At 64.1% G+C, this 25,497-nt stretch carries 24 protein-coding genes; 16 read left to right on the plus strand and 8 right to left on the minus strand.

Annotation, left to right across the window (positions count from 1 at the left end):
• Positions 1 to 5 precede the first annotated feature (5 nt).
• Positions 6 to 1,331, minus strand: a complete 1,326-nt coding sequence (gene rimO / locus ACSQ84_RS34435) for a 30S ribosomal protein S12 methylthiotransferase RimO (RefSeq protein WP_436216206.1) — start codon at positions 1,329 to 1,331, stop codon at positions 6 to 8.
• Between the two features lie 113 nt (positions 1,332 to 1,444).
• Between rimO and ACSQ84_RS34440 the strand changes: the two genes are divergently transcribed.
• The 5 genes from ACSQ84_RS34440 to ACSQ84_RS34460 all read left to right on the plus strand — a co-directional run bounded on the left by ACSQ84_RS34440 (position 1,445) and on the right by ACSQ84_RS34460 (position 7,288).
• A complete protein-coding gene (locus ACSQ84_RS34440; protein WP_436216207.1) occupies positions 1,445 to 2,035 on the plus strand; it encodes an ANTAR domain-containing response regulator in 591 nt (196 codons plus the stop codon).
• Positions 2,032 to 3,198: a CmpA/NrtA family ABC transporter substrate-binding protein gene (locus tag ACSQ84_RS34445; RefSeq protein ID WP_436216208.1), complete on the plus strand. Its 1,167-nt coding sequence runs from the start codon at positions 2,032 to 2,034 to the stop codon at positions 3,196 to 3,198. Before ACSQ84_RS34440 ends, ACSQ84_RS34445 begins: the two co-directional genes overlap by 4 nt.
• A gap of 353 nt (positions 3,199 to 3,551) precedes the next feature.
• Entirely contained in the window at positions 3,552 to 5,336 is a 1,785-nt protein-coding gene (locus ACSQ84_RS34450; RefSeq protein ID WP_436216209.1) for a NirA family protein, read from the plus strand.
• A complete protein-coding gene (locus tag ACSQ84_RS34455) occupies positions 5,333 to 6,922 on the plus strand; it encodes a sulfite reductase subunit alpha (RefSeq protein ID WP_436216210.1) in 1,590 nt (529 codons plus the stop codon). Before ACSQ84_RS34450 ends, ACSQ84_RS34455 begins: the two co-directional genes overlap by 4 nt.
• A 213-nt stretch (positions 6,923 to 7,135) precedes the next feature.
• Positions 7,136 to 7,288 (plus strand): hypothetical protein, encoded by a 153-nt coding sequence (locus ACSQ84_RS34460; protein ID WP_436216211.1) that lies wholly within the window; start codon positions 7,136 to 7,138, stop codon positions 7,286 to 7,288.
• 10 nt (positions 7,289 to 7,298) lie between these two features.
• Here the strand turns inward: ACSQ84_RS34460 and ACSQ84_RS34465 are convergent, their stop codons facing one another.
• Complete coding sequence (locus tag ACSQ84_RS34465) at positions 7,299 to 8,210, minus strand: helix-turn-helix domain-containing protein (protein WP_436216212.1); 912 nt, start codon at positions 8,208 to 8,210, stop codon at positions 7,299 to 7,301.
• 166 nt (positions 8,211 to 8,376) lie between these two features.
• Between ACSQ84_RS34465 and ACSQ84_RS34470 the strand changes: the two genes are divergently transcribed.
• The 6 genes from ACSQ84_RS34470 to ACSQ84_RS34495 are packed head-to-tail and all read left to right on the plus strand — an operon-like array spanning position 8,377 to position 14,394.
• A complete protein-coding gene (locus ACSQ84_RS34470) occupies positions 8,377 to 9,603 on the plus strand; it encodes an amino acid ABC transporter substrate-binding protein (protein ID WP_436216213.1) in 1,227 nt (408 codons plus the stop codon).
• 29 nt (positions 9,604 to 9,632) lie between these two features.
• Positions 9,633 to 10,502, plus strand: a complete 870-nt coding sequence (locus ACSQ84_RS34475) for a branched-chain amino acid ABC transporter permease (RefSeq protein WP_436216214.1) — start codon at positions 9,633 to 9,635, stop codon at positions 10,500 to 10,502.
• Complete coding sequence (locus tag ACSQ84_RS34480) at positions 10,499 to 11,446, plus strand: branched-chain amino acid ABC transporter permease (protein WP_436216215.1); 948 nt, start codon at positions 10,499 to 10,501, stop codon at positions 11,444 to 11,446. Before ACSQ84_RS34475 ends, ACSQ84_RS34480 begins: the two co-directional genes overlap by 4 nt.
• Complete coding sequence (locus tag ACSQ84_RS34485) at positions 11,443 to 12,186, plus strand: ABC transporter ATP-binding protein (protein WP_436216216.1); 744 nt, start codon at positions 11,443 to 11,445, stop codon at positions 12,184 to 12,186. Before ACSQ84_RS34480 ends, ACSQ84_RS34485 begins: the two co-directional genes overlap by 4 nt.
• A complete protein-coding gene (locus ACSQ84_RS34490; RefSeq protein ID WP_436216217.1) occupies positions 12,179 to 12,904 on the plus strand; it encodes an ABC transporter ATP-binding protein in 726 nt (241 codons plus the stop codon). Before ACSQ84_RS34485 ends, ACSQ84_RS34490 begins: the two co-directional genes overlap by 8 nt.
• Positions 12,905 to 12,942: 38 nt before the next feature.
• Positions 12,943 to 14,394 carry an aldehyde dehydrogenase gene (locus ACSQ84_RS34495; protein WP_436216218.1) on the plus strand — a complete coding sequence of 484 codons (1,452 nt, stop codon included), beginning with the start codon at positions 12,943 to 12,945 and terminating at the stop codon, positions 14,392 to 14,394.
• Here the strand turns inward: ACSQ84_RS34495 and ACSQ84_RS34500 are convergent.
• The gene (locus ACSQ84_RS34500; RefSeq protein WP_436216219.1) at positions 14,382 to 15,335 is read right to left on the minus strand and encodes an AraC family transcriptional regulator; all 954 of its coding nucleotides are present in this window, start codon (positions 15,333 to 15,335) and stop codon (positions 14,382 to 14,384) included. The two genes, ACSQ84_RS34495 and ACSQ84_RS34500, sit on opposite strands and share 13 nt — an antisense overlap.
• 140 nt (positions 15,336 to 15,475) lie before the next feature.
• Between ACSQ84_RS34500 and ACSQ84_RS34505 the strand changes: the two genes are divergently transcribed.
• Entirely contained in the window at positions 15,476 to 17,452 is a 1,977-nt protein-coding gene (locus tag ACSQ84_RS34505) for a primary-amine oxidase (protein ID WP_436216220.1), read from the plus strand.
• 143 nt (positions 17,453 to 17,595) lie between these two features.
• A complete protein-coding gene (gene ggt, locus ACSQ84_RS34510; RefSeq protein WP_436216221.1) occupies positions 17,596 to 19,218 on the plus strand; it encodes a gamma-glutamyltransferase in 1,623 nt (540 codons plus the stop codon).
• Positions 19,219 to 19,223: 5 nt separating this feature from the next.
• Here the strand turns inward: ggt and ACSQ84_RS34515 are convergent, their stop codons facing one another.
• The 3 genes from ACSQ84_RS34515 to pxpB are packed head-to-tail and all read right to left on the minus strand — an operon-like array spanning position 19,224 to position 21,817.
• Entirely contained in the window at positions 19,224 to 19,994 is a 771-nt protein-coding gene (locus ACSQ84_RS34515) for a LamB/YcsF family protein (protein WP_436216222.1), read from the minus strand.
• A gap of 39 nt (positions 19,995 to 20,033) precedes the next feature.
• Positions 20,034 to 21,089, minus strand: coding sequence for a biotin-dependent carboxyltransferase family protein (locus ACSQ84_RS34520; protein ID WP_436216223.1), 1,056 nt, complete (start codon positions 21,087 to 21,089; stop codon positions 20,034 to 20,036).
• Positions 21,086 to 21,817: a 5-oxoprolinase subunit PxpB gene (pxpB, locus tag ACSQ84_RS34525; RefSeq protein WP_436216224.1), complete on the minus strand. Its 732-nt coding sequence runs from the start codon at positions 21,815 to 21,817 to the stop codon at positions 21,086 to 21,088. The genes ACSQ84_RS34520 and pxpB overlap by 4 nt, the downstream gene beginning before the upstream one ends.
• A gap of 265 nt (positions 21,818 to 22,082) precedes the next feature.
• Between pxpB and ACSQ84_RS34530 the strand changes: the two genes are divergently transcribed.
• Entirely contained in the window at positions 22,083 to 22,781 is a 699-nt protein-coding gene (locus ACSQ84_RS34530) for a ribonuclease activity regulator RraA (RefSeq protein ID WP_436216225.1), read from the plus strand.
• A gap of 23 nt (positions 22,782 to 22,804) precedes the next feature.
• Positions 22,805 to 23,209, plus strand: coding sequence for a (R)-mandelonitrile lyase (locus ACSQ84_RS34535; protein WP_436216226.1), 405 nt, complete (start codon positions 22,805 to 22,807; stop codon positions 23,207 to 23,209).
• A 133-nt stretch (positions 23,210 to 23,342) separates the two neighbouring features.
• On the opposite strand, the gene ACSQ84_RS34540 is transcribed toward ACSQ84_RS34535, so the two are convergent.
• Both ACSQ84_RS34540 and ACSQ84_RS34545 read right to left on the minus strand, forming a co-directional pair.
• A complete protein-coding gene (locus tag ACSQ84_RS34540; RefSeq protein ID WP_436216267.1) occupies positions 23,343 to 23,663 on the minus strand; it encodes a hypothetical protein in 321 nt (106 codons plus the stop codon).
• 230 nt (positions 23,664 to 23,893) lie between these two features.
• Positions 23,894 to 24,748, minus strand: a complete 855-nt coding sequence (locus tag ACSQ84_RS34545; protein WP_436216227.1) for a DUF2147 domain-containing protein — start codon at positions 24,746 to 24,748, stop codon at positions 23,894 to 23,896.
• A gap of 229 nt (positions 24,749 to 24,977) precedes the next feature.
• On the opposite strand from ACSQ84_RS34545, the gene ACSQ84_RS34550 reads away from it, so the two are divergent.
• Positions 24,978 to 25,490, plus strand: coding sequence for a DUF1993 domain-containing protein (locus ACSQ84_RS34550; protein ID WP_436216228.1), 513 nt, complete (start codon positions 24,978 to 24,980; stop codon positions 25,488 to 25,490).
• Positions 25,491 to 25,497 lie beyond the last annotated feature (7 nt).

Below are 25,497 nucleotides of genomic sequence, written 5' to 3' on the forward strand. Positions count from 1 at the left end.
AGGCCTCAGAATCCCGCGACGCTGCCGTGCAGGTCGTATTGATCCGCGCGCTCGATCTTCGCCGTGACGATTTCGCCGACACGCAGTGGGCGGCGGCTCGAGACATAGACCGCGCCGTCGATCTCGGGCGCGTCGGCCTTGGAGCGGCCTTTCGAGACGGTCGGGCCGACCTCGTCGATGATGATCTGCTGCCGGGTGCCGACCTTGCGCTTCAGCCTGCGCGCGGAGATTTTCTGCTGCCGTGCCATCAGCGCGTTCCAGCGCTCCTGCTTGATCTCGTCGGGCACGGGACTGCCGATCGCATTCGAGGAGGCACCCGCGACCGGTTCATACTTGAAACAGCCGAGGCGATCGATCTCGGCTTCCTCGAGCCAGTCGAGCAAATAAGCAAAATCGGAATCGGTCTCGCCGGGGAAGCCGACGATGAAGGTCGAGCGCAGGGTCAAATCGGGACATTGCTCGCGCCACTTCTTGATCCGCGCCAGCGTCTTTTCCTGCGCGGCCGGGCGCTTCATGGCCTTGAGCACTTCCGGGCTTGCGTGCTGGAAGGGAATGTCGAGATAGGGCAAAACCTTGCCCTCGGTCATCAGGCCGATGACTTCGTCGACATGCGGGTAGGGGTAGACGTATTGCAGCCGCACCCAGGCGCCGAGCTCGCCGAGTTCCCGGGCGAGGTCGAAGAACTTGGCGCGGACCTGGCGGTCCTTCCAGGGGCTCTCGGCATATCTGATATCGACGCCGTAGGCTGACGTGTCCTGCGAGATTACGAGCAGTTCCTTGACGCCGGCGGCGACCAGCTTTTCGGCCTCGCGCAGCACGTCATTGGCCGGCCGCGACACCAGGTCGCCGCGCAGCTTCGGGATGATGCAGAAGCTGCAGCGATTGTTGCAGCCTTCGGAAATCTTCAAATAAGCGTAATGCCGCGGCGTCAGCTTGACGCCCTGCGGCGGCACCAGATCGAGATGCGGATTATGCACCGGCGGCAGCGCCCGGTGCACCGCGTCCAGCACGCTCTCATATTGCTGTGGGCCGGTGATCGACAGCACGCCTGGATAGGCGGCCTCGATCTGCTCGGGTTCCGCACCCATGCAACCGGTGACGATGACCTTGCCGTTCGCCGCCATGGCCTCGCCGATGGCGCCGAGCGACTCCTGCTTGGCGCTGTCAAGGAACCCGCAGGTGTTAACGATAACGATGTCGGCGCCGTCATGCTTGCGCGCCAGCTCATAGCCTTCCGCGCGCAGCCGCGTGATAATACGCTCGGAATCCACCAGCGCCTTGGGGCATCCCAACGAAACAAAGCTGATCTTGGGCGCGACGGCCTCTTGCATATCTATTCTGCCTGATTGATCAGCACGAGCTAGTCCCAATTACCCATAATTACAAGGCTTTGCGCTGGCTTCTTACGTGCTATGGATGGGCCCGCCGGGTTAAGAGTTGATCGATGAGCGCTGAGTCGTCACCGAAAATCGTCATTGTCGACGAAAGCCCGATCCGTGCCGCCATTCTCGAAGAGGGGCTGCGGGAGGCGGGCTTTACCCGCGTGGTCCATATCCGCGAAATGCAGAGCCTGCTGGCGCGGATCTATTCGGAAGACCCTGATGTCATCCTGATCGATCTGGAAAACCCCAGCCGCGACGTGCTGGAGGCGATGTTCCAGGTCAGCCGCGCCGTGCGGCGGCCGATCGCGATGTTCGTGGACCAGAGCGACGCCGCCTCGATCCAAGCCTCCGTCGATGCCGGCGTCTCCGCCTATATCGTCGACGGCCTGAAGAAGGAGCGGATCAAGCCGATCCTCGACCTCTGCATCTCGCGCTTCAACGCCTTCTCCAAACTGCAGGACGAGCTCGACCGCACCAAATCCGCGCTGGAGGAGCGCAAGGTCATCGACCGCGCCAAGGGAATCCTGATGAAAGTGAAGGGCCTGACGGAAGACGAGGCCTACGTGCTGATGCGGTCCACCGCGATGCGCGAGAAGAAGAAAATCGGCGAGATCGCGCAGTCGATCCTGACCGCGTCGGAGTTGCTGAAATGACCACACCGCTGCATATCGGCTTCATTCCGCTGGTCGACGCTGCCGCGCTGATCGTCGCCGTCGACAAGGGGTTTGCCGCTACCGAGGGGCTCGACGTCACGCTGACGCGGGAAGTGTCGTGGTCCAACGTCCGCGACAAGCTCAATATCGGCCGGTTCGACGCGGCGCACCTGCTGGCGCCGGTCGCGATCGCCTCAAGTCTCGGACTGGGCCACGTCAAGCTGCCGATCGTGGCGCCGTTCAATCTCGGCCTCAACGGCAATGCGATTACGATTTCGCCGGTGCTGCATGCCGCGATCATGGGCGAAATCGACGGCGATCCGCGCGATCCGCTGGTGACGGCGATGGCGCTGTCTCGCGTCGTCGCTGCGCGGCGCAAGGCCGGCGCCGAGCCCTTGACATTCGGCATGACCTTTCCGTTCTCGACCCACAATTACCAGCTGCGGTTCTGGATGGCCGCGGGCGGCGTCGATCCCGACGAGGACGTCCACCTTGTGGTGCTACCGCCACCCTACATGGTGGACAGTCTGGCCAACGGCCATGTCGATGCGTTCTGCGTCGGTGCGCCCTGGAACTCGGTCGCGGTCGATCTCGGGATCGGTCACATCCTGCATTTCGTCTCCGACATCCTGGTGCGTGCCGCGGAGAAGGTGCTCGCGGTCCGGCAAAGCTGGGCGGACAACAACCCGGAAACGCTGGCCGCGTTGATCAGGGCCGCCTCGCGCGCGGCGCAATTCATCGAGCAGCCGGATAACCGCACCGAGACGGCGCATATTCTGGCGAAGCCGGAATATCTTGGCGTGGATGCCCAAGTGATCCTCCGGACGCTGGATGGCCGGTTGAAGGTTTCGCCCGACGGCAGCATGCGCGAAAGCAGCCGCTACTTGCTGGTGGCGCGCGAAGGCGCTGCGCGGCCTGACCCCGTGCAGGCAGCCTGGCTGTACGCCCAGATGGTGCGCTGGGGACAGACGGCAATGCGGCCGGAGGCACTCAAGACCGCGATGGGCGTGTTTCGGCCGGACCTCTATGACGCCGCCATGGGGCAGCCGGGGAAGGCTGCTAACGGCCCTGACAGGATCGGGGCGTTTGCCGGCCCGCCCTTCAATCCCGAGGACATCGCCGCGCATCTGGCGGCGTTCGAGATCGGTCGCTGGAAGGCCTGACTGTTCGGGTCCCGTGAGGCGAAGTTAGGCACAAATTATGACTGCCTAATAATTGTTCAGTCTGCCTTTAAAGCCGCTGTGACCCGGGCCCCAGAGGTTCACGGGCGGATTCTTAATCATCTGAAATCACTTAAGATTCCAGCGGAATCGGTCTGGCACGCAACTTGTATGCTGCAGTGCAGCCAACCGACGCGGATGTCGGGCTGGCCTACGTCCAAGATGGATTTCCGCAGCAACGAAGCTGGTCGGACCGAACAGGAGCAAGCCCGGCACACCGCTGCGCCGAGTTCCCAACGGTCAATCCGAATTCGTTGACGCCACCAACCGTGGCCGCAGGAGCTTCGTCACGCACTATGAAAATGGAATCGCTCACAGTCGATTTTACCGACGAGCAGAAGCGCTACCTCGAAGGCTTCACCACCGGCCTGCAGATCAGCCGGGTCGGCCGTGGCCTCGGCGGCGGTTCGGGCAAGGCGAATGCCGAGCCGAGCGGACCCGAGGCGGCCCATATCAAGGCGCAGGAAAGGGTGATCGCCGCCGGCAAGAAGCTGGCCGACATGGAGAAGGTCAAGCGCGAGGAGCATCCGTTCGATGCCTATCCGCGGCTGAAACAGCAGGCGCTCGACAACGCGCCGCCGTCACCGGCCGACAATTTCCGCTGGCGCTATTACGGCCTGTTCTATGTTGCGCCGGCGCAGGACTCCTACATGTGCCGGTTGCGGATTCCGAACGGCATCATGAAGCATTGGCAGTTTGCCGGGCTTGCCGATCTGATCGAGCCGCTGTGCGGCCCGTTCTGCAACGTCACCACGCGCGCCAATCTGCAGGTGAGGGAGATCCCGCCGAAGAACGCGGTGGCACTCATTGAGGGCATTCAGGACCTCGGCCTGTGTTCGCGCGGCTCCGGCGCCGACAACATCCGCAACGTCACGGGAACGCCGACGGCGGGGATCGATCCGCAGGAAATTCTGGACACCCGCGAATATGCCCGCGAGTGGCACTATCACGTCCTCAACGACCGCTCGCTGACCGGGCTGCCGCGCAAGTTCAACGTCGCCTTCGACGGCGCCGGCAAGATCGCGGTGCTGGAAGACACCAACGACATCGCGTTTTCCGCGGTCGAAGTGAAGGACGGTTTCGGAGCCGAACCCGGTGTCTGGTTTCGCCTCGGTCTCGGCGGCATCACCGGCCACCGGGATTTCGCCAAATATTCCGACATCGTCGTCAAGCCGGCCGATGCCACCAAAGTGTCGGATGCCATCGTCCGCGTCTTCATCGACACCGGCGACCGCACCAACCGGCTCAAGGCGCGGATGAAATACGTCATCGACAACATGGGAACGGAAAAATTCCTCGCCCTGGTCGAGGAAAAGCTCGGCCATGCCTTCACGCGCGTACCCGTCGAAGCGATGGCGCCGCGTCCGGCGTTCGACCGCACGGCGCATATCGGCGTGCACAGGCAGAAGCAGGGCGGCCTGAACTGGATCGGCGTCGCACTGCCGCTCGGCAAGCTAACTTGCGATCAGATGCGCGGCCTCGCCAAAATCGCACAGGATCTCGGCGACGGCGATATCCGCCTGACCGTCTGGCAGAACCTCTTGATCCCGGGCGTGCCTGACGACAAGGTCGCGCTGGCCACAGCCGCGATCGAAGCCATCGGCCTTGCGATCAAGACTTCCGAACTGCGCGCCGGCCTGATTGCCTGCACCGGGCGCGCCGGCTGCAAGTTCGGTCTGGCCGACACCAAGCGCACGGCCGCCAGGATTGCGGAGTGGTGCGATCCGAAGGTGCCGATCGAGACGCCGATCAACATCCATCTCACCGGCTGCCATCATTCCTGCGCGCAACATTACATCAGCGATATCGGCATGATCGGTGCGCGCATCCCGGTCGGCGATACCGACGACACGGTCGATGGCTTTCATATCTTCACGGGCGGCGGATTCGGTCCGGACGCCGATGTCGGGCAGGAGGTGTTTCACGATGTCACGGCGGAGGACGCGCCGGTCTATGTCGAGCGGCTGCTGAAGGCCTACGTCTCCAATCGTGCTTCGCCCGAAGAAGCGTTTTTGACATTTGCGCGCCGCCATGACGGCGAGACGCTGCGCGAGCTGGCCGACGCGGAGGTGTCCGCATGAACCAGATCACGCCGCCACCCAAGATCGAGATCATTCCCCCCAGCGCGCCGTTCTCCGAAGCGCAGCGCTCGTGGCTCAACGGGTTCTTTGCCGGGCTGTTGTCCGACGGGCCGACGCCGTTGTCGGCCGAGCAGGGTGCCGCCGTGATGGAAGGCGGCGAGGTCGATGACGGAGCGCCGTGGCACGACCAGACCATGCCGATCGCCGACCGCATGAAGCTGGCGGAGGGGCGTCCGCTGCGGCGGAAGATGATGGCGGCGATGGCGCAGCAGGATTGCGGCCAGTGCGGCTACAATTGCAACGACTATTCGGACGCGATCGCAGCAAAAAGCGAAGCGCGGCTCAATCTCTGCGTCCCCGGCGGCAAGGAAACTGCCCGGATGCTGAAATCGCTGTATGAGGAACTCGACAAGGCGCCAGCCGCGCCATCATCGGCGGCCGCAGCGCCTGCCGCGCCGGCGGTGGTGGGAGAGCCCGGTCGCTCACGCGACAATCCCGCGCCAGCCAAGTTCCTGGGACGCTATCTGCTCAACAAGGGCCAGTCGGAAAAGGAAACCTGGCATATCGACTTCGACCTGTCGGGCTGCGGGCTCGATTACGTCGTCGGCGATTCCTTCGGCATCTTCGCCCGCAACGATCTCGGCAATGTCGATCAGATCATCGCCTTGCTCGGTGCGTCGCACACCACCAAAGTCCGTGGCAAGACCTTGCGCGAGGTGCTGCTCGACGACGTCTCGCTGGCGCCGGCGCCGGATTCGCTGTTTGAGCTGATCTCCTACCTCACCGGCGGCGCCCAGCGCGAAAAGGCGCGGGCGCTGGCGCAGGGCGAGGATCCCGACGGCGATGCGGCGACGCTCGACGTGATGGCGGTGCTGCAGAAATTTCCCAACGTGCGGCCGCATCCCGAGGCCTTCGTGGAAGCGCTGGAAGCGTTGCAGCCGCGGCTCTACTCGATCTCGTCGTCGCACAATGCGACGCCCGGCAAATTGTCGCTCACGGTGGACTGCGTGCGCTACGTCATCAACAAGCGCAAACGCCTCGGCCTCGCCTCGACCTTCCTCGCCGAACGCATCCAGCCCGGCGATGAAGTCAAGGTTTATGTGCAGAAGGCCCATGGCTTCGCGCTGCCGGAGGATCCAAAGATCCCGATCATCATGATCGGGCCGGGCACCGGCATCGCGCCGTTCCGCGCCTTCCTGCACGATCGCCGCGCCACCGGCGCGCCGGGCAAGAACTGGCTGTTCTTCGGCCATCAACGCAGCGACTGCGATTTCTTCTACCAAGATGAGCTGACCGCGATGAAGACGTCGGGGCTGCTCACAAGGCTGTCGCTGGCGTGGTCGCGCGATGGCGACAAGAAGTTCTACGTGCAGGACCGCATGCGCGAAGTCGGCCGCGAAGTGTGGACATGGCTGGCCGAGGGCGCCAACGTCTACATCTGCGGCGACGCCAAGCGGATGGCCAAGGACGTCGAACGCGCGCTGGTCGACATCGTCGCCCAGTTCGGCGCCCGGTCCACCGACGAAGCCGTCCTGTTCGTGGCGGAACTCAAGAAGCAGGGCCGGTTCCAGCAGGACGTTTATTAACGCAGAGTCGTAACCTTGGAGTTGCAATCGTAACTCCCGGGTTCCAGTTGGATCAAATCGGCCCGAATAAAATTCTCGCCGCAATTGAGACGAGAGAATTTTTCACTGGAAAGTGAGTCCGCAGAAGGGTCCGTATCACTATTTTTCGGGCCTGCTTGCAACTTGGCGCGAACGATATTCCATATGCAGCCCATGCTGCGTTGGAGATCGACCATGCGCGAACTATCGGCGGAGGCCCGCCTGCACCTCTATGCACGCTCCCTGACCCGGCGCACCGGAACGGGACTGCATACCGCCGCGCTCTACAGCTCGCTCGCGCTCATCGCCGCCATCGTGTTCGGCTCGCTCTCGGTTCATCCGTTCTGATTTTGATTTATTACGGCCAAGCGGCGTAAGACGCGCCGCGCCGGATTTGCTCCAGCCGGGAACGACGCCGGTAAGCGCCCGGCGAAATGCCCTGGTGCTTGCGAAAGAACCGGCTGAAATATCCGGGATCCCGAAACCCAAGACCGTAGCCAATCTGCTCGACCGGAAGGTCGAGTTGCTGCAGGCGCGTGCAGGCCTCCTCGATCAGCCGGACATGAACGATGGCGCGCGGGCTGACGCCTTTCTCGCGCTTGCAATGGGCGTGCAGCTTGTCCTCGGTAACGCCCAGTGCGGCCGCGTAGCGCGCGACCGGCCAGCCATCGCGGTAATGCAATTCGACCATCTGCAGGAAATTTCCGACCAGGCGGGTGCCGTCACCTCGGTGCGCGGCCTCGTCGGGCGGTTCGCCTGAAATGACGGAGCGCCATAGATGCAGGCAAAGCAGCAGCACGTGCGATGACAACATCGTCGCGGTACCGCGTCCGGGAGAATGTAGTTCGCGCACCAGCGCGTCGCAGCCATGGACCACGGCGTTGAAAACTTCGCCAACCTGTCCCGCCTTCAAGAGCACAAGCCGGTCGATGGTGCGGCGGAGGTGAAGTGCTTCGGCGCTGGCAGCGACGGTTTTGATGAGAAAGTCCTCGGAGATCGCGATCAGATAGCCTTGCGCGCCGGCTTCGACCTGCAGATCACCTTCGAGATCGGCTGGCAGCCACAGCAGCGCCGGCGCCTCGAACGCCACGTTGGTGCCGCGCAGCGCAACGGCGCCGCGGCGCGCCTCGATTACCAGGAGGTGGGAACGGCGAAGTCCGCGCTGACGAATGGCCCATTGAGCAGGCGCCAGGCCAGCGGAAAATCGCTCCGCATGGAGTGCCGGAACCGGCTTTTCCGCAAAGGCTTCCAGCCCCGAACCCAACTGCATGATTTCCCCCACGTGACAATCTACCGCTCGTCGCGTGCCCAATTTGACGAAATAGTACAATCAATCCCCGGATGCGTCCAATTCTATGCCCCGGGCGCTCCCATAGGCTGCATTCCGTCGAACGCCGCTTCAAGGCGATGGACGGATACGTCTCTGGGAGGAGAACATGGGGTCATCAGTCATCCGCTTCGCAGCGGGATTACTCGCCGTCACCGCGGCTGCCATTTTCGCAGCCGACCGACCGGCGCTGGCACAAAGCCCGGTCAAGATCGGCTACGCACTTTCGCGCACCGGCCCGAACGCTGGCGGTGCGGCCGTCACCACGCTGCCGAACTATGAAATGTGGGTGAAGGAAGTGAACGCCGCGGGCGGCTTGAAGCTCGGTGACAAGCGCGTGCCGATCGAGATCGTGCAGTATGACGATCGCTCCAGCGCCGAAGAAGCGGCGCGGGCGCTCGAGCGGCTGATCACCCAGGACAAGGTCGACTTCATCCTGCCGCCGTGGGGCACCGGCCTCAATCTCGCGGTCGGGCCGATCCTGAACAAGGCCGGCTACCCGCATCTCGCGTCCACGGCGGTGACCGATCGCGCGCCTGAACTGGCAAAGCGCTGGCCCAACAGCTTCTGGCTGCTCGGCACCAGCGCCGGCGCCGCCAACACACTCGTGGATCTCTTGGTCAAGCTGCGCACCGAAGGCAAGATCGGCGACACGGTTGCCATGGTCAGCGTCGCCGACGGTTTTGGCATCGACCTGTCGGGCGCCGCGCGTCCTGCACTGGCAAAGGCCAATTTCAAGCTGGCCTATGACAAGACCTATCCGGTTGGGACGCAGGATCTCAGCCCGATCGTCAACGAGGTGAAGGCGCTCAATCCCGACGTCTTCATCGCCTTCAGCTATCCGCCGGATACGCTCGGGATCACCGAGCAGGCGCGGATCGCAAGCTTCAATCCAAAAATCTTCTATACCGGCGTCGGCACTGCTTTCCCGCTGTTCAAGCAGAAGTTCGGCCCCAATGCGCAGGGCGTGATGGGGATCGGCGGCTGGAGCGGCGACAGCGCCCCGATCAAGGATTACCTGGCGCGCCACAAGGCGGCCTCCGCAAATGGCGCGGAGCCGGATCGCTGGGCCAGTGCGGTGACCTATGCCAGCCTGCAGATGCTGCAGCAGGCGATCGAGCGCGTCGGCAAGATCGACCGCGAGGCCGTCATCAAGGATCTGCAGACCGGAACGTTCGATACGGTCATCGGCAAGGTTAAATTCGAAAACAATCTGCCGACCAAATACTGGTGGGTCGGGCAGTGGCAGGACGGCGAATTCTACGGCGTCGGTCCGGCCTCCAACGAAGGCGCGCGCACGCCTGTTGTTCCGAAGCCGGTTTGGAAGGCGCCGTGATCGGCGCTTGGTCCAGGCGGCGCTGAGTAATGACGAACGCCATCTTCACCGGCCTGATGCTGGGGGGCATGTACGCGCTGATCGCCATGGGGTTGACGCTCCAATATGGCGTGGCGCGGATCATGAACCTGTCCTACGGCGAGTTTCTCGTCGCGGCAGCCTTTGCGTCCTACTGGCTGTTCACGGGATGGGCGTTGAACCCGTTGCTTGGACTGGCGCTCGTCATTCCCGCCGGCTTCGGCGTGAGCCTGATGCTTTACCGCGTCCTGCTCACGCCGCTGGTGCGCCGGGCGCGGACGCGGGACGCGCTCGAAGTCGACAGCATTTTGGCGACCTTCGGCATGATGTTCATCGTCCAGGGCATCATGCTCTCGATGTTTGGCGGCGCTTACTTCAGCTACTCCTTCCTCGCGATCCCGGTCAGCCTGTTCGGCGAAATCCTCGCCTTGAACCGGCTGATCGCGTTCGGCCTCGCAGTCGCGGTCGGGCTTGCGCTATATCTGGCGCTGACCCGCACCCGGCTCGGTACCTCGATCCGCGCGGTCGCGGTCGATCCCATGGCCGCGCAGCTGGTGGCGATCGACGTGGTCAGGACATCCGCATTTGCCTTCGCGCTTGGCGGCGCGCTGGTAGCGGCGGCCGGCGTCCTGATCAGCATGTTCCTGACCTTCAGCGCCGCGTCGGGCGTGGTCTTCACCATGAAGGCGCTGATCGTGGTTGTCATGGGCGGGGTCGGCAATCTGCTCGGCTGTCTCGTCGCCGGACTGGCGCTGGGCTTGAGTGAATCGCTGGTCGCGACCTACGTCGATCCGGGCCTGACGCTGGCGGTGAATTTCGCGCTGTTCCTCGGCGTGCTGCTGGTCAAGCCGGCGGGACTGTTCGGGAGGGCGCAGCGATGAGCGTCATGCGCCTTGCCGCCGCGCTCGCGACCTGCGCTGGCCTCGCCGTGCTGGCGCTGGTTCCAATGTACGTCGATGCCTATTATCTCTCGCTCGCGATCGGTCTTTTGCAATTCACCGTGCTGGCGACCGCATGGGGCCTGTTCTCAGGGCCGACGCGTTATGTGTCGCTGGCGACGACGGCGTTTTTCGGCGTCGGCGCCTATACGGTCGCCGTGCTCGGCGAACTGCTGTCCTGGCCGCTGGTTCTGCTGATCGCAACTGCGATCGGCGTGCTGATGGCTGTTATCGTCGGGCTTTCGACGTTGCGGCTCAGCGGCCTGCATTTCGTGATCTTCACGTTTGGATTAGCCGAACTCATTCGCCAGCTCGTGATCTGGTACGAGGTCAACAAGTCCCGCGTGCTCGGCCGCTACGTGTTCGTCGATATCACCCAAAAGGATATCTACTGGCAGCTCCTCGTGCTTGCGGTGGCGGTGTTCGTGATCGGCTGGCTGATCGCGCGCTCGCGTCTCGGCTTTGCGCTGCGCATCATCGGCGAGGACGAAACGGTCGCCAAACATTGCGGGATCAACGTCACCATCGCCAAGGTAACGCTGTTTACGATCAGCGCGGTCTTCATGACGCTGGTCGGCGCGATCATGGCGCCGCGCTGGACCTACATCGAGCCGTCGATCGCGTTCAACGCCACGATTTCCTTTGAAGTCGTGATCATGGCGCTGCTCGGCGGCGCGCACCGGCTCTGGGGGCCGGCGCTCGGCGCCATACCGCTGACGTTGCTGTTCGAATTTCTGGCGGCGCGGTTTCCGACCGCCTCGACGCTGATCATGGGCGTGATCTTCCTGTTGATCGTGTACGCGCTGCCCGCCGGCGTCGTCGGTCTGTGGGATAATTTCAGGCGGCAATGGCGGCCACGGCGCGTCGAGCGGGGGGCCAACGCATGACGGCCGCAGGCTCAACCATTCTGGAGATCAGGGGTTTGAAGCGGGCGTTCGGCGGCCTCGTTGCCGTCAATGCGCTGGATATGACAGTAGCCTCCGGCGAAATCGTTGGATTGCTGGGCCCGAACGGATCGGGCAAGACGACCGCGCTCAACCTCGTCTCGGGCGTGCTGCGTCCGGATTCCGGCGCGATCCATTTTGCCGGGCACGACATTGCAGGCATGGCCACGCACCGCATTGCGCGCCTTGGCCTCGGTCGAACCTTTCAATTGGTCCGCGTGCTCGACGGCATGAACTGCGCCGAGAATGTGCGAGCCGGCCTTGCCTTTCATCCGGCACGCCTCGCACGCGGCGAAATGGATGCCGCCGCCATCCGGTTGCTGGAGCGGGTCGGGTTGAAAAATTCTGATCAGCGCTTGGCGACCGAGCTGACCTATATCGACCGCAAGCGTCTTGAACTGGCGCGCGCGCTGGCGCTGCAGCCACGGCTGCTTCTGCTCGATGAGTGGCTGGCCGGCCTCAATCCGTCCGAGTTGTTGATCGGGATCGCGCTGATCCGCTCCTTGAAGGACGAGGGCTTGTCGATCCTGCTGGTCGAACACGTCATGGACGCGATCCGTTCGCTTTGCGATCGCTGCGTCGTCATGAACAGCGGCCGCAAGATTGCCGAGGGCACACCGGACAAGGTGTTGTCAGATCCTGCCGTCATCGAAGCTTATCTGGGAGCGCCAGCCGATGCTTGAGGTCACGGACATCAGCGTCGTCTACGGCCAGCATCGCGCGCTGACGGATGCAAGCCTGAGCGTGGGTCGCGGCGAAATCGTCGTCATCCTCGGCGCCAACGGCGCGGGGAAGACTTCTCTCCTCAAGGCCATCGCGGGCATCGTGGCCTGCCTTCCCGGCAAGCGCGTCCAACTTTCGGGACGCGATATCTCCGCTCTTCCAGCGCACGGGATCGTCGAAGCCGGTCTGGCGCTCGTGCCGGAAGGCCGCGGCATCTTTGCGGATTTAACGGTCGCCGAAAACCTGTTGCTGGGCGCCAACCCGAAGCGCGCCCGTGACGGCGAGGCGGCGCGGCGGGAGCGGGTGCTGTCATTATTTCCGCGTCTCGGCGAACGGCTCGGACAGACGGTGCGGACCATGAGCGGCGGCGAGCAGCAGATGGTCGCGATTGGCCGCGCGCTGATGTCCAATCCAGATATTCTCCTGCTCGATGAGCCTTCGCTCGGGTTGTCGCCGCTGTTGGTGCGCGAACTGTTCGCAAGCCTTCGCAAGGTCCGCGAGAGCGGCGTCGGTCTGCTGCTGGTCGAACAGAACGCGCGCGAAAGCCTCGCTATCACCGATCGCGGCTATCTCATCGAGAACGGCAAGATCACCGGCAGCGGCACGGGCGCGGAGCTGATCTCCAACGATGCCGTACAGCGTGCCTATCTCGGCGGCATCGTCGCAAGCGCGGTTTGAAATTCAGAAACGTAAATTGAAACACGGAGGATCACGCCATGAACCAGATCAGTCTGCTGCTCGAAAACCAGGACGTACAGGCCGTTGACGGCGTCACGTTCGACCGCCTCAACCCAATCACGGGCGAAGTCGCGACCCGCGCTTCGGCCGCGCAGATATCCGATGCCAAGCGCGCCGCCGATGCCGCCGCTGCGGCGTTTCCGGCCTGGTCGTCAACCGGACCGGGTCTGCGCCGGAAGATATTGCTCAAGGCCGCCGACGCACTCGAAGCCAAAACCGCGCAATTCATCGAACTGATGGCGACCGAAACCGGCGCGACGGCCGGTTGGGCCGGATTCAATGTGATGCTTGCCGCGGGGATGCTGCGCGAAGCCGCTGCGATGACGACGCAGATTTCAGGCGAGGTGATCCCGTCGGACAAGCCGGGCTGTATCGCAATGGCGGTTCGGCAGCCGGCCGGCGTTGTGCTCAGCATCGCGCCGTGGAACGCGCCTGTCATCCTCGGTGTGCGCGCGGTAGCGCTGCCGCTGGCGTGCGGCAATACCGTTATTCTGAAGGCCTCCGAAATTTGCCCCGGCACCCACCGTTTGATCGCGGAATGTCTGCGCGATGCGGGATTGCCGCCCGGCGTCGTCAACGTCATCACCAACGCGCCGGAAGATGCGCCTGACCTGATCGAAGCCTTGATTGCCCATCCGGCGGTGCGCCGTATCAACTTCACCGGTTCCACCCGAGTCGGCCGCATCATCGCCCAGACGGCGGCAAAATACCTCAAGCCGGCACTGCTCGAACTCGGCGGCAAGGCGCCGCTGATCGTGCTCGACGACGCGGATATCGATGCCGCGGTCGCAGCCGCCGCTTTCGGCGCGTTCATGAACCAGGGACAGATCTGCATGTCGACGGAACGGATCGTGCTCGACAACAAGGTCGCCGACGCCTTCGTTGCCAAGCTTGCAACCAAGGCCGACTCGCTGGTGGCGGGCGATCCGCGCAAGGGCGGCACGCCGCTGGGATCGCTGATCGGCGCGGATGCCGTCGATCGCATCCAGGGCCTCGTCAAGGACGCGGTGAGCAAGGGCGCGCGGGTCGTGGCCGGCGGTCGGTCGGAAGGTACCCTGATGTCGGCCACCGTGCTCGATCACGTCACCTCGGTGATGCGGATCTACGGCGAGGAATCGTTCGGTCCGGTCGTCGGCATCGTGCGCGTCAACGGCGTGGATGAGGCCGTGCGGGTCGCGAACGACACCGAGTATGGATTGTCAGCGGCGGTGTTCGGGCGCGATATCGCGCGCGCGATGGACGTCGCCAAGCGCATCGAGTCGGGTATCTGTCATGTCAACGGCCCGACGGTACACGACGAAGCACAAATGCCGTTCGGCGGCACCAAAGCGTCCGGTTATGGACGTTTCGGCGGCAAGGCCGGCATCGCCGAGTTCACCGAACTGCGCTGGATCACCATCGAGACCGGTCCGCAGCATTATCCGATCTGAATCCGGGCGGGGATCGCGCCGCGGAAATCCCGCGGCGTGACGCCAAAGAAGCTCCGAAACGTTCGTGTGGCGTGCGCGGCGTCGGCAAATCCACATTGCATTGCAAGTGCGGCAATTGAGAGCTCCGACAGCGTTGGTTGCTGGAGCAGGGTTCGGAAGTGCTCGACGCGCAGCTGGAGCACGTGGCGTTCAAACGTCGTCTGGTGGTCGGCGAATACGCGATGGAAGGTTCGTTCCGAAATGCCGAAGGCGGCCGCAATCGCCGGGGCCGGCCGGATCGCCGCGATGTTTCCCTTCAGATAGGTGTCGATCAGGCCGAACAGCTCGGTGCGGGTAAGCCCGTGATCGTCACCAGATGCGAGACGAAGCAAGGTCGACAGATAAGCCACGATATCGGTTTCGTCCTGGCCTTGCCGCGCGTCCGACAGCTGGATGGCCGCACGAATGAACGCGGCGATCGAGCGCGCGATGGCGCCGGACAGCGGAACGGGTCTCGCGCATAGCCGCTCGGCTTGCGGGAACTTCCGCAGTAGCGTCGCGGCGGGGACCGCTGCGATCAGCACTTCGGAGCGCTGCTCGGGACCATCGAGCCGGTCCTCGAACGGTCGTCGCGCGTCATAGAGCACGCCGTATCCCGGCTCGATCGTGCCCTCGTTACCGGCCTGCACCATCGAGCTTCGGCCGCGACGCTGGAAATCGAACATGAATTCGTCCGAGCCCGCCTTGCTCACCAGCTTTGCGTCGCGGCGGTAGCATTGCGGGCTGCTGTCGAAACGCACGAGCTTGACCCTGCCGACTTCCACGAACTCGAAGCGACCGCTGACCCGCGTCGGACCGATCGGCCTGGTTTCGACATGGGCGAATGATCGGCAGATCGACTCGGTCCAGAACGCCTGGCGCTCGGCGGGGTGGATTTGGTCTGTCGAGACGCTGGTCGGCATCGCGGATGCGGTTCCACAAAGTGAGCGCTCACCGTCGCCCACATTCGGTCCGGCTGGCAAGGTCGAAAAGCTGGCAGGTTCATTCAAGACGGTGCACTCTGGGTACCCTAACGTGCGGTCCAATGTTGCAGGGTGCGAATATGGACCTGACGAGAGAACCGGCCGGCACGACTGTCACGCATCCCCTCGACCCGCTCAGCGAGGCTGAGGTGGCGCTGGCGTGCGATCTGCTACGGACCATCAAACAGCTCGGTCCGCATACCCGCTTTTCCCACGTCCAGCTCGAGGAACCGGCCAAAGCCGACATTCTGGGATGGACGCCCGGCACGAGGCTTTCTCGTCAGGCGGCCGTGACGCTGTTCGATTGCAAGACGGGGGCGACGCATGTCGCGACCGTCGACCTCAAATCGCGGCAGGTGACGGCCTGGCAGGAGTATTCGACGAGGGCGCATCCCTACGGCCAGCCGCCGGTCACGATCGAGGAGGTGTTCAAGGTCGGCGATATCGTCAAGCGCGATGCCGGATGGCGGCAGGCGATGATGCGGCGCGGGCTCAATGATGCCGACATCGAACTGGTCCAGGTCGACCCGTTCTCCGCCGGTTATTTCGACCGCGAGGTCGAGAAGGGTCGTCGGCTCGTCAGCGCGGTTTCCTATTGGCGCCGGGATATCAAGGACAATGGCTATGCCCACCCGATCGAGGGCGTGGTCGCCCTGGTTGATCTGATCGAGGACAAGGTCGTCCAGCTCGTGGACGAGCCCGATATTGTTCCGATCCCGCGGCAATCGCGCAATTATGACCGCGCCTCGATCCCGAAAATGCGCGAAGACGTCAAGCCGCTCGACATCGTGCAGAAAGACGGCCCCGGCTTCTCGGTCGAGGGCTGGAAAGTCTCCTGGCAGAACTGGTCGTTCCGCGTCGGCTGGACGGCGCGCGAAGGCCTGGTGCTGCACCAGATCGGCTTCAACGACAGTGGACGCGAGCGGTCGATCATCTATCGGGCCAGTGTATCCGACATGATCGTGCCCTATGCCGATCCGACCGCGAACCATTTCTGGAAGTGCGCGTTCGACGCCGGCGAGTATGGGTTGGGCAAGCTCGCCAACGCGCTGGAGCTCGGCTGCGATTGCCTCGGGCACATCCAGTATTTCGACGTGCCGGTCGCCGACGATTACGGCAAGCCGTCGATCATGAAGAACGCAATCTGCCTGCATGAGGAGGATTACGGCATCCTCTGGAAGCACTACGAATTCCGCAACGAGACCTTCGAGGTGCGGCGCTCGCGCCGTCTCGTGATCTCGTTCTTCACGACCGTGGGCAATTATGATTACGGCTTCTACTGGTATTTCTATCAGGACGGCACCATCCAGCTCGAAGTCAAGCTGACCGGGATCATCCAGACCGCGGCGGTGGCCCCCGGTCAATCCTATCCCTGGGGCGGCATGGTCGCGGAAGGGCTGGGCGGTCCGACCCACCAGCATTTCTTCAACGCGCGCCTGCACATGATGGTCGACGGCGAACGCAACAGCGTCACCGAGCACGAGTTCACGCCGCGGCCGTTCGGCAAGGACAATCCCTACGGCAATGTGTTCGACACCTCAACGCGAACGCTCGCACGCGAACAGGATGCTGCCCGCGAGGCCGACGGCCGCACCGGGCGCTACTGGAAGATCATCAATCCCAACCAGACCAACAGCGTCGGCGGGCCGACCGGATACAAGCTGCTGGCGCATGCGGCGCCGGTGATGCTGGCGCAGGAAAACTGCTACATGACCGCGCGCGGCGGCTTTGCGACCAAACACCTCTGGGTGACGCGCTATGCGCCTGACGAACGTTACGCCAGCGGTGAATTCCCGAACCAGCACGCCGGCGGCGACGGTTTGCCGAAATACATCGCGCAGAACCGTGGAATCGAAAACGAGGACATCGTGGTCTGGCACACGTTTGGCGCCACCCATGTCTGCCGGCCCGAGGATTTCCCGGTGATGCCGGTCGAATATGTCGGGTTTGCGCTGAAGCCGAACGGCTTCTTCGCCGAGAATCCGGCGATGGATTTGCCGCCTGACCGCAACGACGCAAGCCGCGACGTCAGGGAGAAGGGAGCGTGCTGCGCCTGAAACGCTATTGGTTTCGCACCCGATCCACTTTCGCAACGAGCAATATCAGTGGCATCAGGTCTGCGATGCCACCTACGACAATTACATGATCCGGCGAAGCCGCGGCTAGACATCGCCGGCGGCTCGCCAGAACAGGGGCGCATTTGGATATTCGCACCGGCCGGCCGGTCTCGCTCGCGCCTCATGGCATGGTGACGTCGCCGCATTCGCTGGCTTCATCGGCTGGCGTCGATGTGCTTCGCGCCGGCGGATCCGCCATTGATGCCGCGATTGCCGCAAGCGCCGTGTTGGCGGTCGTCTATCCGCACATGACGGGGCTTGGCGGCGACGCGTTCTGGCTCGTGCATGACGGCCGGAGCGGAGAGATCAAATACCTCAATGGCGGCGGTAAGGCGGCCGCCGGCGCATCGCTTGCGTCGATCGAGGGAAGAGGGCTGAGCGAAATTCCCTTGCGCGGGATCGTTCCGGCGACGCTGACGGTGCCGGGCGCGGTCGCGAGCTGGGTCGCGGCGCATGAGGTTCATGGCCGCCTTCCGCTGCGGCGCGTGCTCGAAGCGGCGATCGGTTATGCGCGCGATGGTTTTCCGGTCACGGAGCGGCTGGCGAGCTTCGTCGAGATGATGCGCGACGATCTTCTCCGGCAACGTGAAGCCGCCGAGATATTCTTGCCCGTTGGTGCGGCGCCGGCGCCAGGGACAAGGCTCACGAATCCCAATCTGGCGCGTACGCTTGAAGCGATCGGGGATAGTGGATGGTCCGGCTTCTATGAAGGCCCCGTCGTCGCGGAAATGGTGCGCTTCTCGCAAGCACAAGGCGGTTTCTTTCGGGCTGGAGATTTCGAAAGGCAAAAGGCGACATGGGGTACGCCGCTGACCGGCCGCTATCGCGACGTCACTATCTTTAACACGCCGCCGCCCACCCAGGGTTTTACGGTGATCGAGATGCTCAATTTGCTCGAGCCGTTTGAGCCGCACCGCATGGACCTGCTCGGACCCGACCGCCTGCATCTGATGGTGCAGGCGAAACAGATTGCCTATCACGACCGCGATCTCGTGCTCGCCGATCCTGCCTTCGCCGAGGTGCCCGTCGAGACGCTGATCTCCAAGGACTACGCACGAAAGCGCGGTCGTTTGATCAATCCAACCCGCGCGCTGAAATGGGACGAGGTGCCGTCTTTCGGCAGTCTGGCGGGCGATACCGTCTACATCGCCGCAGTCGATCGCGACGGCAACGCCGCCTCGCTGATTCAGAGCCTCTATGGTGCGTTCGGATCATGCGTGGTTGCGGGCAGCACCGGCGTCGTGCTGCAGAACCGCGGCGCCTACTTCTCGCTCGACCCCAATCATCCCAATCGGCTTGAGCCGCGGAAAATCCCGCTGCACACCCTGATTGCCTCGATGGCCAAGCGCGACGGCAAGCTCTGGAGCGTGCTCGGCTGCATGGGCGCGGATGGCCAGCCGCAAATCCAGTTGCATCTGTATTCGGCGCTGATCGATCACGGGCTCGATATCCAGGAAGCGATCGAACTGCCGCGCTTCCTGTCCGGCCGCTTCGCGCTCGGCGAGGCCCGCGACACCCTGCACATGGAAAACCGTTTTCCCGCAGCGACGATCAGCGCGCTGGAGCAACGGGGCCACAGCGTGCATCGCTGGGCGCCGTGGGAGGAGATGGCCGGCCACGCCCATGGCATCACCATCTCATCACACAACGGGACCTTGAGCGGCGGCTCGGATCCGCGCAGCGACGGTGCCGCGGTCGGATACTGAAAACGTCAGTTCGCGGTCTTGAACGGCGCGACCGCGATACCGGCATCCCTCAACGCCTGACGCACGCCGCGCCCGATCTCGACCGCGCCCGGCGTGTCGCCGTGAATGCAAACGGTATCGGTGCGCATCTTGATCACCTTGCCGGATACCGAGACCACCGCGCCATCCTGCACCATCCGCACCACGCGGTCGGCGATGGTCTTGGGGTCGTGCAGCACCGCGCCGGGTTTCTTGCGCGATACCAGTTGGCCGTCGTCTTCATAGGCGCGGTCGGCGAACACTTCGTGCACCACCGGCAGGTTGGCGGCTTCGCCCGCGGTCACCAGCTTCGAATTGGCGAGCACCACGAAGATCAGAGTGGGATCGACCGCCTTGATGGCGTTGGCGATCGCCCGTGCTGTCATGTCGTCCTCGCAGGCGACGTTGGAGATCGCGCCATGGGCCTTGACGTGGGTGACCTTGTGGCCGGCCGCGGTGGCGATGGCCTGCAAGGCGCCGATCTGGTAGGCGATCAGGTTCTCGATCTCGGATGATTTCAAGCCGGGCATCGGCCGCCGGCCGAAACCGTGCAGGTCGCGGTAGCCGGGATGGGCGCCGACGCTGACGCCGCGCGCCTTCGCCAGTTCGACCGTGCGGCGCATGATGTCGGGGTCGCCGGCATGGAAGCCGCAGGCGATGTTGACCGAGGTCGCCAGCTCGATCATCGCGGCATCATTGCCCATTTCCCACGCGCCAAATCCTTCGCCGAGATCGCAGTTGAGGTCGATGGTTGCCATGGTGTTGGTCCGCTTGTTCGTGAGTGGATCTTGGATTGGTCAGTCCGGTCCCGATACATCCGCTGATGATGCGACCTGCCAGGTGGCCGCATCGACGGCGCTGACGGCAAAGCCGGCGACGTTGGCATCTTGCAGCGCGTCGATGTTGAGATCAAAGCTTTCGATGGGCCGCAGCCGGTCGGGCAGGGAACGCAACAATTCCCAGAACTTTCGCGCCGCAGCCTGCGCTTCCGCCATGCTGACGGCCTTGAAGCGAAAGGCGCGGCCGGCCGGCGTCTGCGCGAACCGTCCGAAGTCTTCGGAAATCACCGTTGCGATCTTGGGATAGCCGCCGCTGGTGCCGCGATCCGGCATCAGCACGATCGGCTGGCCGTTGCCGGGAACCTGCAGGCTGCCGTTCACGGTGCCGTCGGAGACGATGTTGTGGCCGTGCAGATGCTTGATAACGGGACCTTCGAGCCGGTACCCCATGCGGTCGCTGGTCGCCGATATCTTCCACTCGCTGTCGATGAATAGCTTTTTGGCGTCGTCGGCAAACTCGTCGTCCTGCGGTCCCCAGACGACGCGGATCGGCGCCTCCGCCGCAGCCGGCAGCTCGATCCGGCGTTCCGGCGCACTGCTGGCCGGCTTCGCCTGCAACTCGTCGCCAGCCTGCAATGGGCGCGGATAGGGGCTGCCCAGCCCGGCGCGCGCGTTGACGGCGAGGCTGCCGAAGTCAGGCTCGCCCGCGATACCGCCTTCGATGGCGAGGTAGCTGAACGAACCGCTGCGCGCAAAGCCGAGCGTCAGGGTTTCGCCATCCGCCAGCGTTGCCGACGTATCGATCGCAACCGGGCGGCCGGCGATGTCGGCGTTGCGTGACGCGCCCGAGAGCGCGATGCGGACCGCGCCGCCCCGCGCCGTGAACGCGGCGCCGAACGGGCCGATCTCGATGCAGGCCGCGAACAGTTCATTGCCGACCAGCGTGTTGGCGGCCGCCAGCGCCAGACGGTCCATCGCGCCGCTCGGCACCAGGCCATAGCGTTGCGCGCCGGGGCGGCCGCCGTCCTGTACCGAGCTTGCCGGACCGATCGATGTGACGACGAGCTTGCTCATGACGGCATCAACTCGGCCACGATCTCGCCTGCTGCCGCGGCGCGGTCCTGCTCGGCAAAGGTTTTGGCATCGACCGCCGCGAAGCTGACGTGATCGCCGGGCTCCAGCAGGAAGGTCGGCTCGCGATGCAGCTGATAGGTCCGGACCGCGGTCCGCCCGAGCAGGTGCCAGCCGCTGGGGCCGGCGAGGCACTGCACGCCGGTCTGCACGCCGCCGATCGAAACCGTGCCGGCCGGCGTCAGCAGCCGCGGGTTTTGCCGCCTGGGCATCTGCAGCGAATCCGCCAGGCCCGAGAGATACGACCAGCCCGGCGTGAAACCGATCATGGCGACGCGGTAGTCGCCGGCGACGTGCCGCGCCACGATATCGTCGGGCGTGGTCTGGAGCGTCTTGGCGACGTCCTCGAGGTCAATGCCATGCTCGCCGCCATAGACCATGGGAATGCGCCAGCGCCGGGTTTTTGTCGTTGCCGGTACCGGCAATTTCGCCAGCGCCAGAATCTGCTCGCCCAGCGCTTCAAACGAAGTCCGCACGGGATCGTAATGCACCAGCAGCGAGCGATAGGTCGGCACGGTCTCGGTGACCCCCTCGACCGGCGCAGCCGCCATCGCGCGGTCGAGCGCCAGCACCCGCCGGTTGGCGGCATCGTCGATGTTGCGGGAAAATTCCACCGTGATGGCGCTGTCGCCACTGGGCAAAAGGCGGGGCGGGGGTAGCGTCGCGGCCATGGCCTCGTACTGCCTCGGGACTTGTCTCAGCGGATGTCTGGAGACGGTTCAGGGACTCTTGAGACTGAAATCAATCTGTAGCCTGTTTCGCGCCCGGGTGGAATTCGCTTCCTGCGAAATCATTGAGCAAGTTCAATAAATTAATCAGCATGACGCTGATAAGATGTTGTGATCGCACTCCTTCGAACGGACCCTTGACGCGATGCCCGCGCCCCGCAAGATGCGCCAGCTTTTGATCCCCTCCCATTGGAGCGTTGCCTGACCGATGTCCCTGACCCCCGAAGCCGTCGCGACCCTGTCCCGCGTGTCCACCGCCACCATCACCACGGTCCTTCTCAAGAAGGGCCTGCGGAACGTCTGGATGCGGGGCACCAAACCGCTGCGCCCGGGACAGCCGCGGCTGGTCGGGCCGGCGTTCACGCTGCGCTTTGTGCCGGCGCGCGAGGATCTCGCCACGCCGGAATCCTGGTCGTCGCCGATTTCCACCCGCACTGCGATTGAAGCGATGCCGCAGGGCTGCATTGCCGTGGTCGATGCGATGGGCGTCAAGGATGCCGGCATCTTCGGCGACATCCTGTGCGCGCGCATGGTCAAGCGCGGGGTCGCCGCGCTGATCACCGACGGCGTCGTGCGCGACGTCGAGGGCGTGCTCGGCACCGGCCTGCCGGTCTGGTGCGACGGGTACGCGGCGCCGCCTTCGGTGGCCGGATTGACCTTCGTCGGCTGGGGCGAACCGATCGGCTGCGGCGGCGTTGCGGTATTTCCGAACGACATCGTGGTCGCCGACCAGGACGGCGCGGTGCTGATCCCGCAAGCGTTCCTCGACCTCATCCTGGCCGAAGGCGCCGAGCAGGAACGGATGGAAGCCTGGATCGTCAACGAAGTGAACAACGGCGCGGCGCTGCCCGGCCTCTATCCCATGAATGCCGAGACCAAGGCACGCTACGCGGCGAGCAAGAAATAACATTAACAAAGCGAGGTAACGCCATGGATATCCACGTTTCCGGCTCGCGGCCGACACGCAAGGCGCCCGACGACTACTTCACCGGTACGGTCTGGCAGGATCCGATCATCGCCACCGAGGCGCCGGCGCGGCTGGTCTCCACCCGCGTCTCCTTTGAACCGGGCGCGCGGACCGCCTGGCACTCGCATCCGCTGGGGCAGACCCTGTACGTGGTTTCGGGGATCGGACGCGTGCAGGCCGTCGGCGGGCCGGTCAGGGAAATCCGGCCCGGCGACGTGGTCTGGATCCCGCCCGGCGAGAAGCACTGGCATGGCGCCACGCCAACCAGCGGGATGACCCACATCGCGATGCAGGAAGCGCTCGACGGCAGCTACGCGACTTGGATGGAGAAGGTCACGGACGCCGAGTATTTGGTGAAAGTCGGATAGAAGCCGGACGCAAACAGCCCGAGAAGTCAGGCACATCCTATCTTTGCATGGGGTTGTTTTCGCGGTTTTGTTTGCGGGCTCCGCCATGCAGCGCCGAACAGGCGTTGCACCGGAGCCGTGATACCACCGAGCGCTAAATCCGCTGCGCGGTCCAAGTGCCCGAGCACAGCGCGGCGCGCCAGGTGCCGGACCCCGAGGTGCCTGTCAGGCGTCCGAGGCCGACCGCGCGCTTCATGCCGCTCGCCAGCATCACCGAGATGTTGCCGGCCTCGGCGACACGGCCTGACGCCGTCACCGCGGCGCTGGTGGAGGCGACCTGACCGTTGTTGATCCCGATCGATACCGAGACGCCGCTGCTGCAGGCGGCGTTCGATGAAGCGATGTGCACGTTCCATTCGCCATCAAAGGTCGCGGCTGCCGCCGGTGTTGTGAGCATCATTCCCAGCAGCATCATGATACGAACGGCGGTGGCAGATTTGAAAATGTGTCCCATGGCGAGGCCCTGTTTGTTTGACAAGGCCAAGCTCTCACGGCGGCTCCCAAGCCGCAGTGATGGTCATCACACTGGTAATTGCGGGCGTCATTCCGGCGTGAACCGGACGGGCTGACGCGACATCAGAAACCGCAAACAAAAGCCCCGCCGGTAAGGGCGGGGCTTGGTTGAAGGGGCGTCTGTGGCGCGGATCAGTTCACGCGGGTCCAGGTCTGGCCGCCGCAAAACATGCCGCCAAAGGCGCAGCCCTGAACGCGCAGGCTGTCGGAGCCCTTCAGTGCGATCGTCGAATCATAGGTACTGCCGCTATTGGGATCGAGAATCCGGCCGCTCCATTTGCTGTCCTTGCCGGGCTTCATATTGATCAGGACCTGTTCGCCGTTGCGGTTCGACTTCTTGTCGACGGAATAGCCGCACAGATTGGCGCCGCATTGTTCGATCCGGACCTTGCCTTCCTTCTCTTCGGTCAGCCAGACGCCGAGCGGCGAGTTCGCCGCCTGTTGCGGGGCCGGCGCCGGTGGCGCGGGCGGCGGCGTGACCGCAGCCACGGCAGGCCTTGGTGCCGGCGGCGGCTCCTGCTGAACCTGCGGAGCAGGCGCGCTGGGCGGTGGCGGCGCCGGCGTTGTCGTCGGCTCCGCGGGAGCAACCGCGGCCGTGGCGGTTGCAGGCTGTACGGGGGCGGCCGCGGCTGGCGCCGGAGCTGCGGGAACGGGCGCCGGGGCCGCCGGCACAGCCGCCTGCTCAGCGGGAGCCGGGGCGGCGGCAGCAGGTGGGGCGGGAGCAGGCGTGGCCGGAGCGACCGTGTCGGGTGGGGTTTGCGAGTCCGTCTTCGCCTGTTGCGGCGACTGCTTGCGCGGTCGGTCGCGATCGCCGTCCTCGTTGCGCGAGCGTTTGGCCTTCGGCGTATTATCGTAGACGCCCGGAATCTGAACGGTGCCGCGATCGGGATCGATGCGAATGGTGCGTCCGCCGTAATCGAAGGTGTATTGGGCCTGCGCGGCACTGCTCGCCAGCAAAAGCGCGGCGATAGCCAGAAGCTTCTTCATAATGTCCTCCTGTGCAGGGAATCCCAACCCCTCGAAGCTGCGCCATAAATGCTACGCCATGGCAGCTCGCGAAACGTGATCCAGATCACTTTCAAATGATAAGTCGTATACTAGCGGCTTTGGTTCAATGCGGTCGGGTCAGTGTAATTTCCACCCGATGGACGGTCAATTTCCCGGGAAACACGCGTATTTTAAGGCAGCCAACCTGCCAGCCGGAGCAATCAACATCGTGACCATCTCCCTTTGCGAATCGTCGGTCGATGTGTTCGTGCCGTATCTCGGCAATCTGTCGGCTCTATTGGATCACGCTTCCGCCTATGCGAAGGCGCGAAACGTCGATCCCGCTATCCTGCTCGATATGCGGCTCTCTCCCAACATGTACAATCTGACGCATCAGGTTGGGGAGGCCAACCGTCATGCGGTGGTTGCCTCCGCGCTGCTGGCCGGCCACGAACCCTACCTTGCTCGCGACGCCGAAGCCGATATTCCCGAACTCAAATCGCGTATCGCCGCAGCGATTGATTTCGTGCAGGGCTTGCCGCGCGCGGAGATCGACGGCGCCGGTGATAAAGAGGTGGTGTTTACATTCAAGAGCGGTGCGACACGCAAATTCACCGGGCGAACGCTGTTGCTGACATTCAGCGTGCCGCAGTTCTTCTTCCACGTCACGACGGCCTACGGCATCCTGCGCCACGCCGGCGTGGACCTCGCCAAGAAGGACTTTCTGGGACCGCCGAGATAGCGCGTCC

The organism is Bradyrhizobium sp. LjRoot220 (genome assembly GCF_964252915.1).
Lineage (GTDB): Bacteria > Pseudomonadota > Alphaproteobacteria > Rhizobiales > Xanthobacteraceae > Bradyrhizobium.

What these genes read in the sequence shown, in the direction of transcription:
- rimO (WP_436216206.1), bottom strand. Translation starts at nt 1,331, where the DNA reads ATGCAAGAGGCCGTCGCGCCCAAGATCAGCTTTGTTTCGTTGGGATGC.
- ACSQ84_RS34440 (WP_436216207.1), top strand. Translation starts at nt 1,445, where the DNA reads ATGAGCGCTGAGTCGTCACCGAAAATCGTCATTGTCGACGAAAGCCCG.
- ACSQ84_RS34445 (WP_436216208.1), top strand. Translation starts at nt 2,032, where the DNA reads ATGACCACACCGCTGCATATCGGCTTCATTCCGCTGGTCGACGCTGCC.
- ACSQ84_RS34450 (WP_436216209.1), top strand. Translation starts at nt 3,552, where the DNA reads ATGAAAATGGAATCGCTCACAGTCGATTTTACCGACGAGCAGAAGCGC.
- ACSQ84_RS34455 (WP_436216210.1), top strand. Translation starts at nt 5,333, where the DNA reads ATGAACCAGATCACGCCGCCACCCAAGATCGAGATCATTCCCCCCAGC.
- ACSQ84_RS34460 (WP_436216211.1), top strand. Translation starts at nt 7,136, where the DNA reads ATGCGCGAACTATCGGCGGAGGCCCGCCTGCACCTCTATGCACGCTCC.
- ACSQ84_RS34465 (WP_436216212.1), bottom strand. Translation starts at nt 8,210, where the DNA reads ATGCAGTTGGGTTCGGGGCTGGAAGCCTTTGCGGAAAAGCCGGTTCCG.
- ACSQ84_RS34470 (WP_436216213.1), top strand. Translation starts at nt 8,377, where the DNA reads ATGGGGTCATCAGTCATCCGCTTCGCAGCGGGATTACTCGCCGTCACC.
- ACSQ84_RS34475 (WP_436216214.1), top strand. Translation starts at nt 9,633, where the DNA reads ATGACGAACGCCATCTTCACCGGCCTGATGCTGGGGGGCATGTACGCG.
- ACSQ84_RS34480 (WP_436216215.1), top strand. Translation starts at nt 10,499, where the DNA reads ATGAGCGTCATGCGCCTTGCCGCCGCGCTCGCGACCTGCGCTGGCCTC.
- ACSQ84_RS34485 (WP_436216216.1), top strand. Translation starts at nt 11,443, where the DNA reads ATGACGGCCGCAGGCTCAACCATTCTGGAGATCAGGGGTTTGAAGCGG.
- ACSQ84_RS34490 (WP_436216217.1), top strand. Translation starts at nt 12,179, where the DNA reads ATGCTTGAGGTCACGGACATCAGCGTCGTCTACGGCCAGCATCGCGCG.
- ACSQ84_RS34495 (WP_436216218.1), top strand. Translation starts at nt 12,943, where the DNA reads ATGAACCAGATCAGTCTGCTGCTCGAAAACCAGGACGTACAGGCCGTT.
- ACSQ84_RS34500 (WP_436216219.1), bottom strand. Translation starts at nt 15,335, where the DNA reads ATGCCGACCAGCGTCTCGACAGACCAAATCCACCCCGCCGAGCGCCAG.
- ACSQ84_RS34505 (WP_436216220.1), top strand. Translation starts at nt 15,476, where the DNA reads ATGGACCTGACGAGAGAACCGGCCGGCACGACTGTCACGCATCCCCTC.
- ACSQ84_RS34515 (WP_436216222.1), bottom strand. Translation starts at nt 19,994, where the DNA reads ATGGCAACCATCGACCTCAACTGCGATCTCGGCGAAGGATTTGGCGCG.
- ACSQ84_RS34520 (WP_436216223.1), bottom strand. Translation starts at nt 21,089, where the DNA reads ATGAGCAAGCTCGTCGTCACATCGATCGGTCCGGCAAGCTCGGTACAG.
- pxpB (WP_436216224.1), bottom strand. Translation starts at nt 21,817, where the DNA reads ATGGCCGCGACGCTACCCCCGCCCCGCCTTTTGCCCAGTGGCGACAGC.
- ACSQ84_RS34530 (WP_436216225.1), top strand. Translation starts at nt 22,083, where the DNA reads ATGTCCCTGACCCCCGAAGCCGTCGCGACCCTGTCCCGCGTGTCCACC.
- ACSQ84_RS34535 (WP_436216226.1), top strand. Translation starts at nt 22,805, where the DNA reads ATGGATATCCACGTTTCCGGCTCGCGGCCGACACGCAAGGCGCCCGAC.
- ACSQ84_RS34540 (WP_436216267.1), bottom strand. Translation starts at nt 23,663, where the DNA reads ATGATGCTGCTGGGAATGATGCTCACAACACCGGCGGCAGCCGCGACC.
- ACSQ84_RS34545 (WP_436216227.1), bottom strand. Translation starts at nt 24,748, where the DNA reads ATGAAGAAGCTTCTGGCTATCGCCGCGCTTTTGCTGGCGAGCAGTGCC.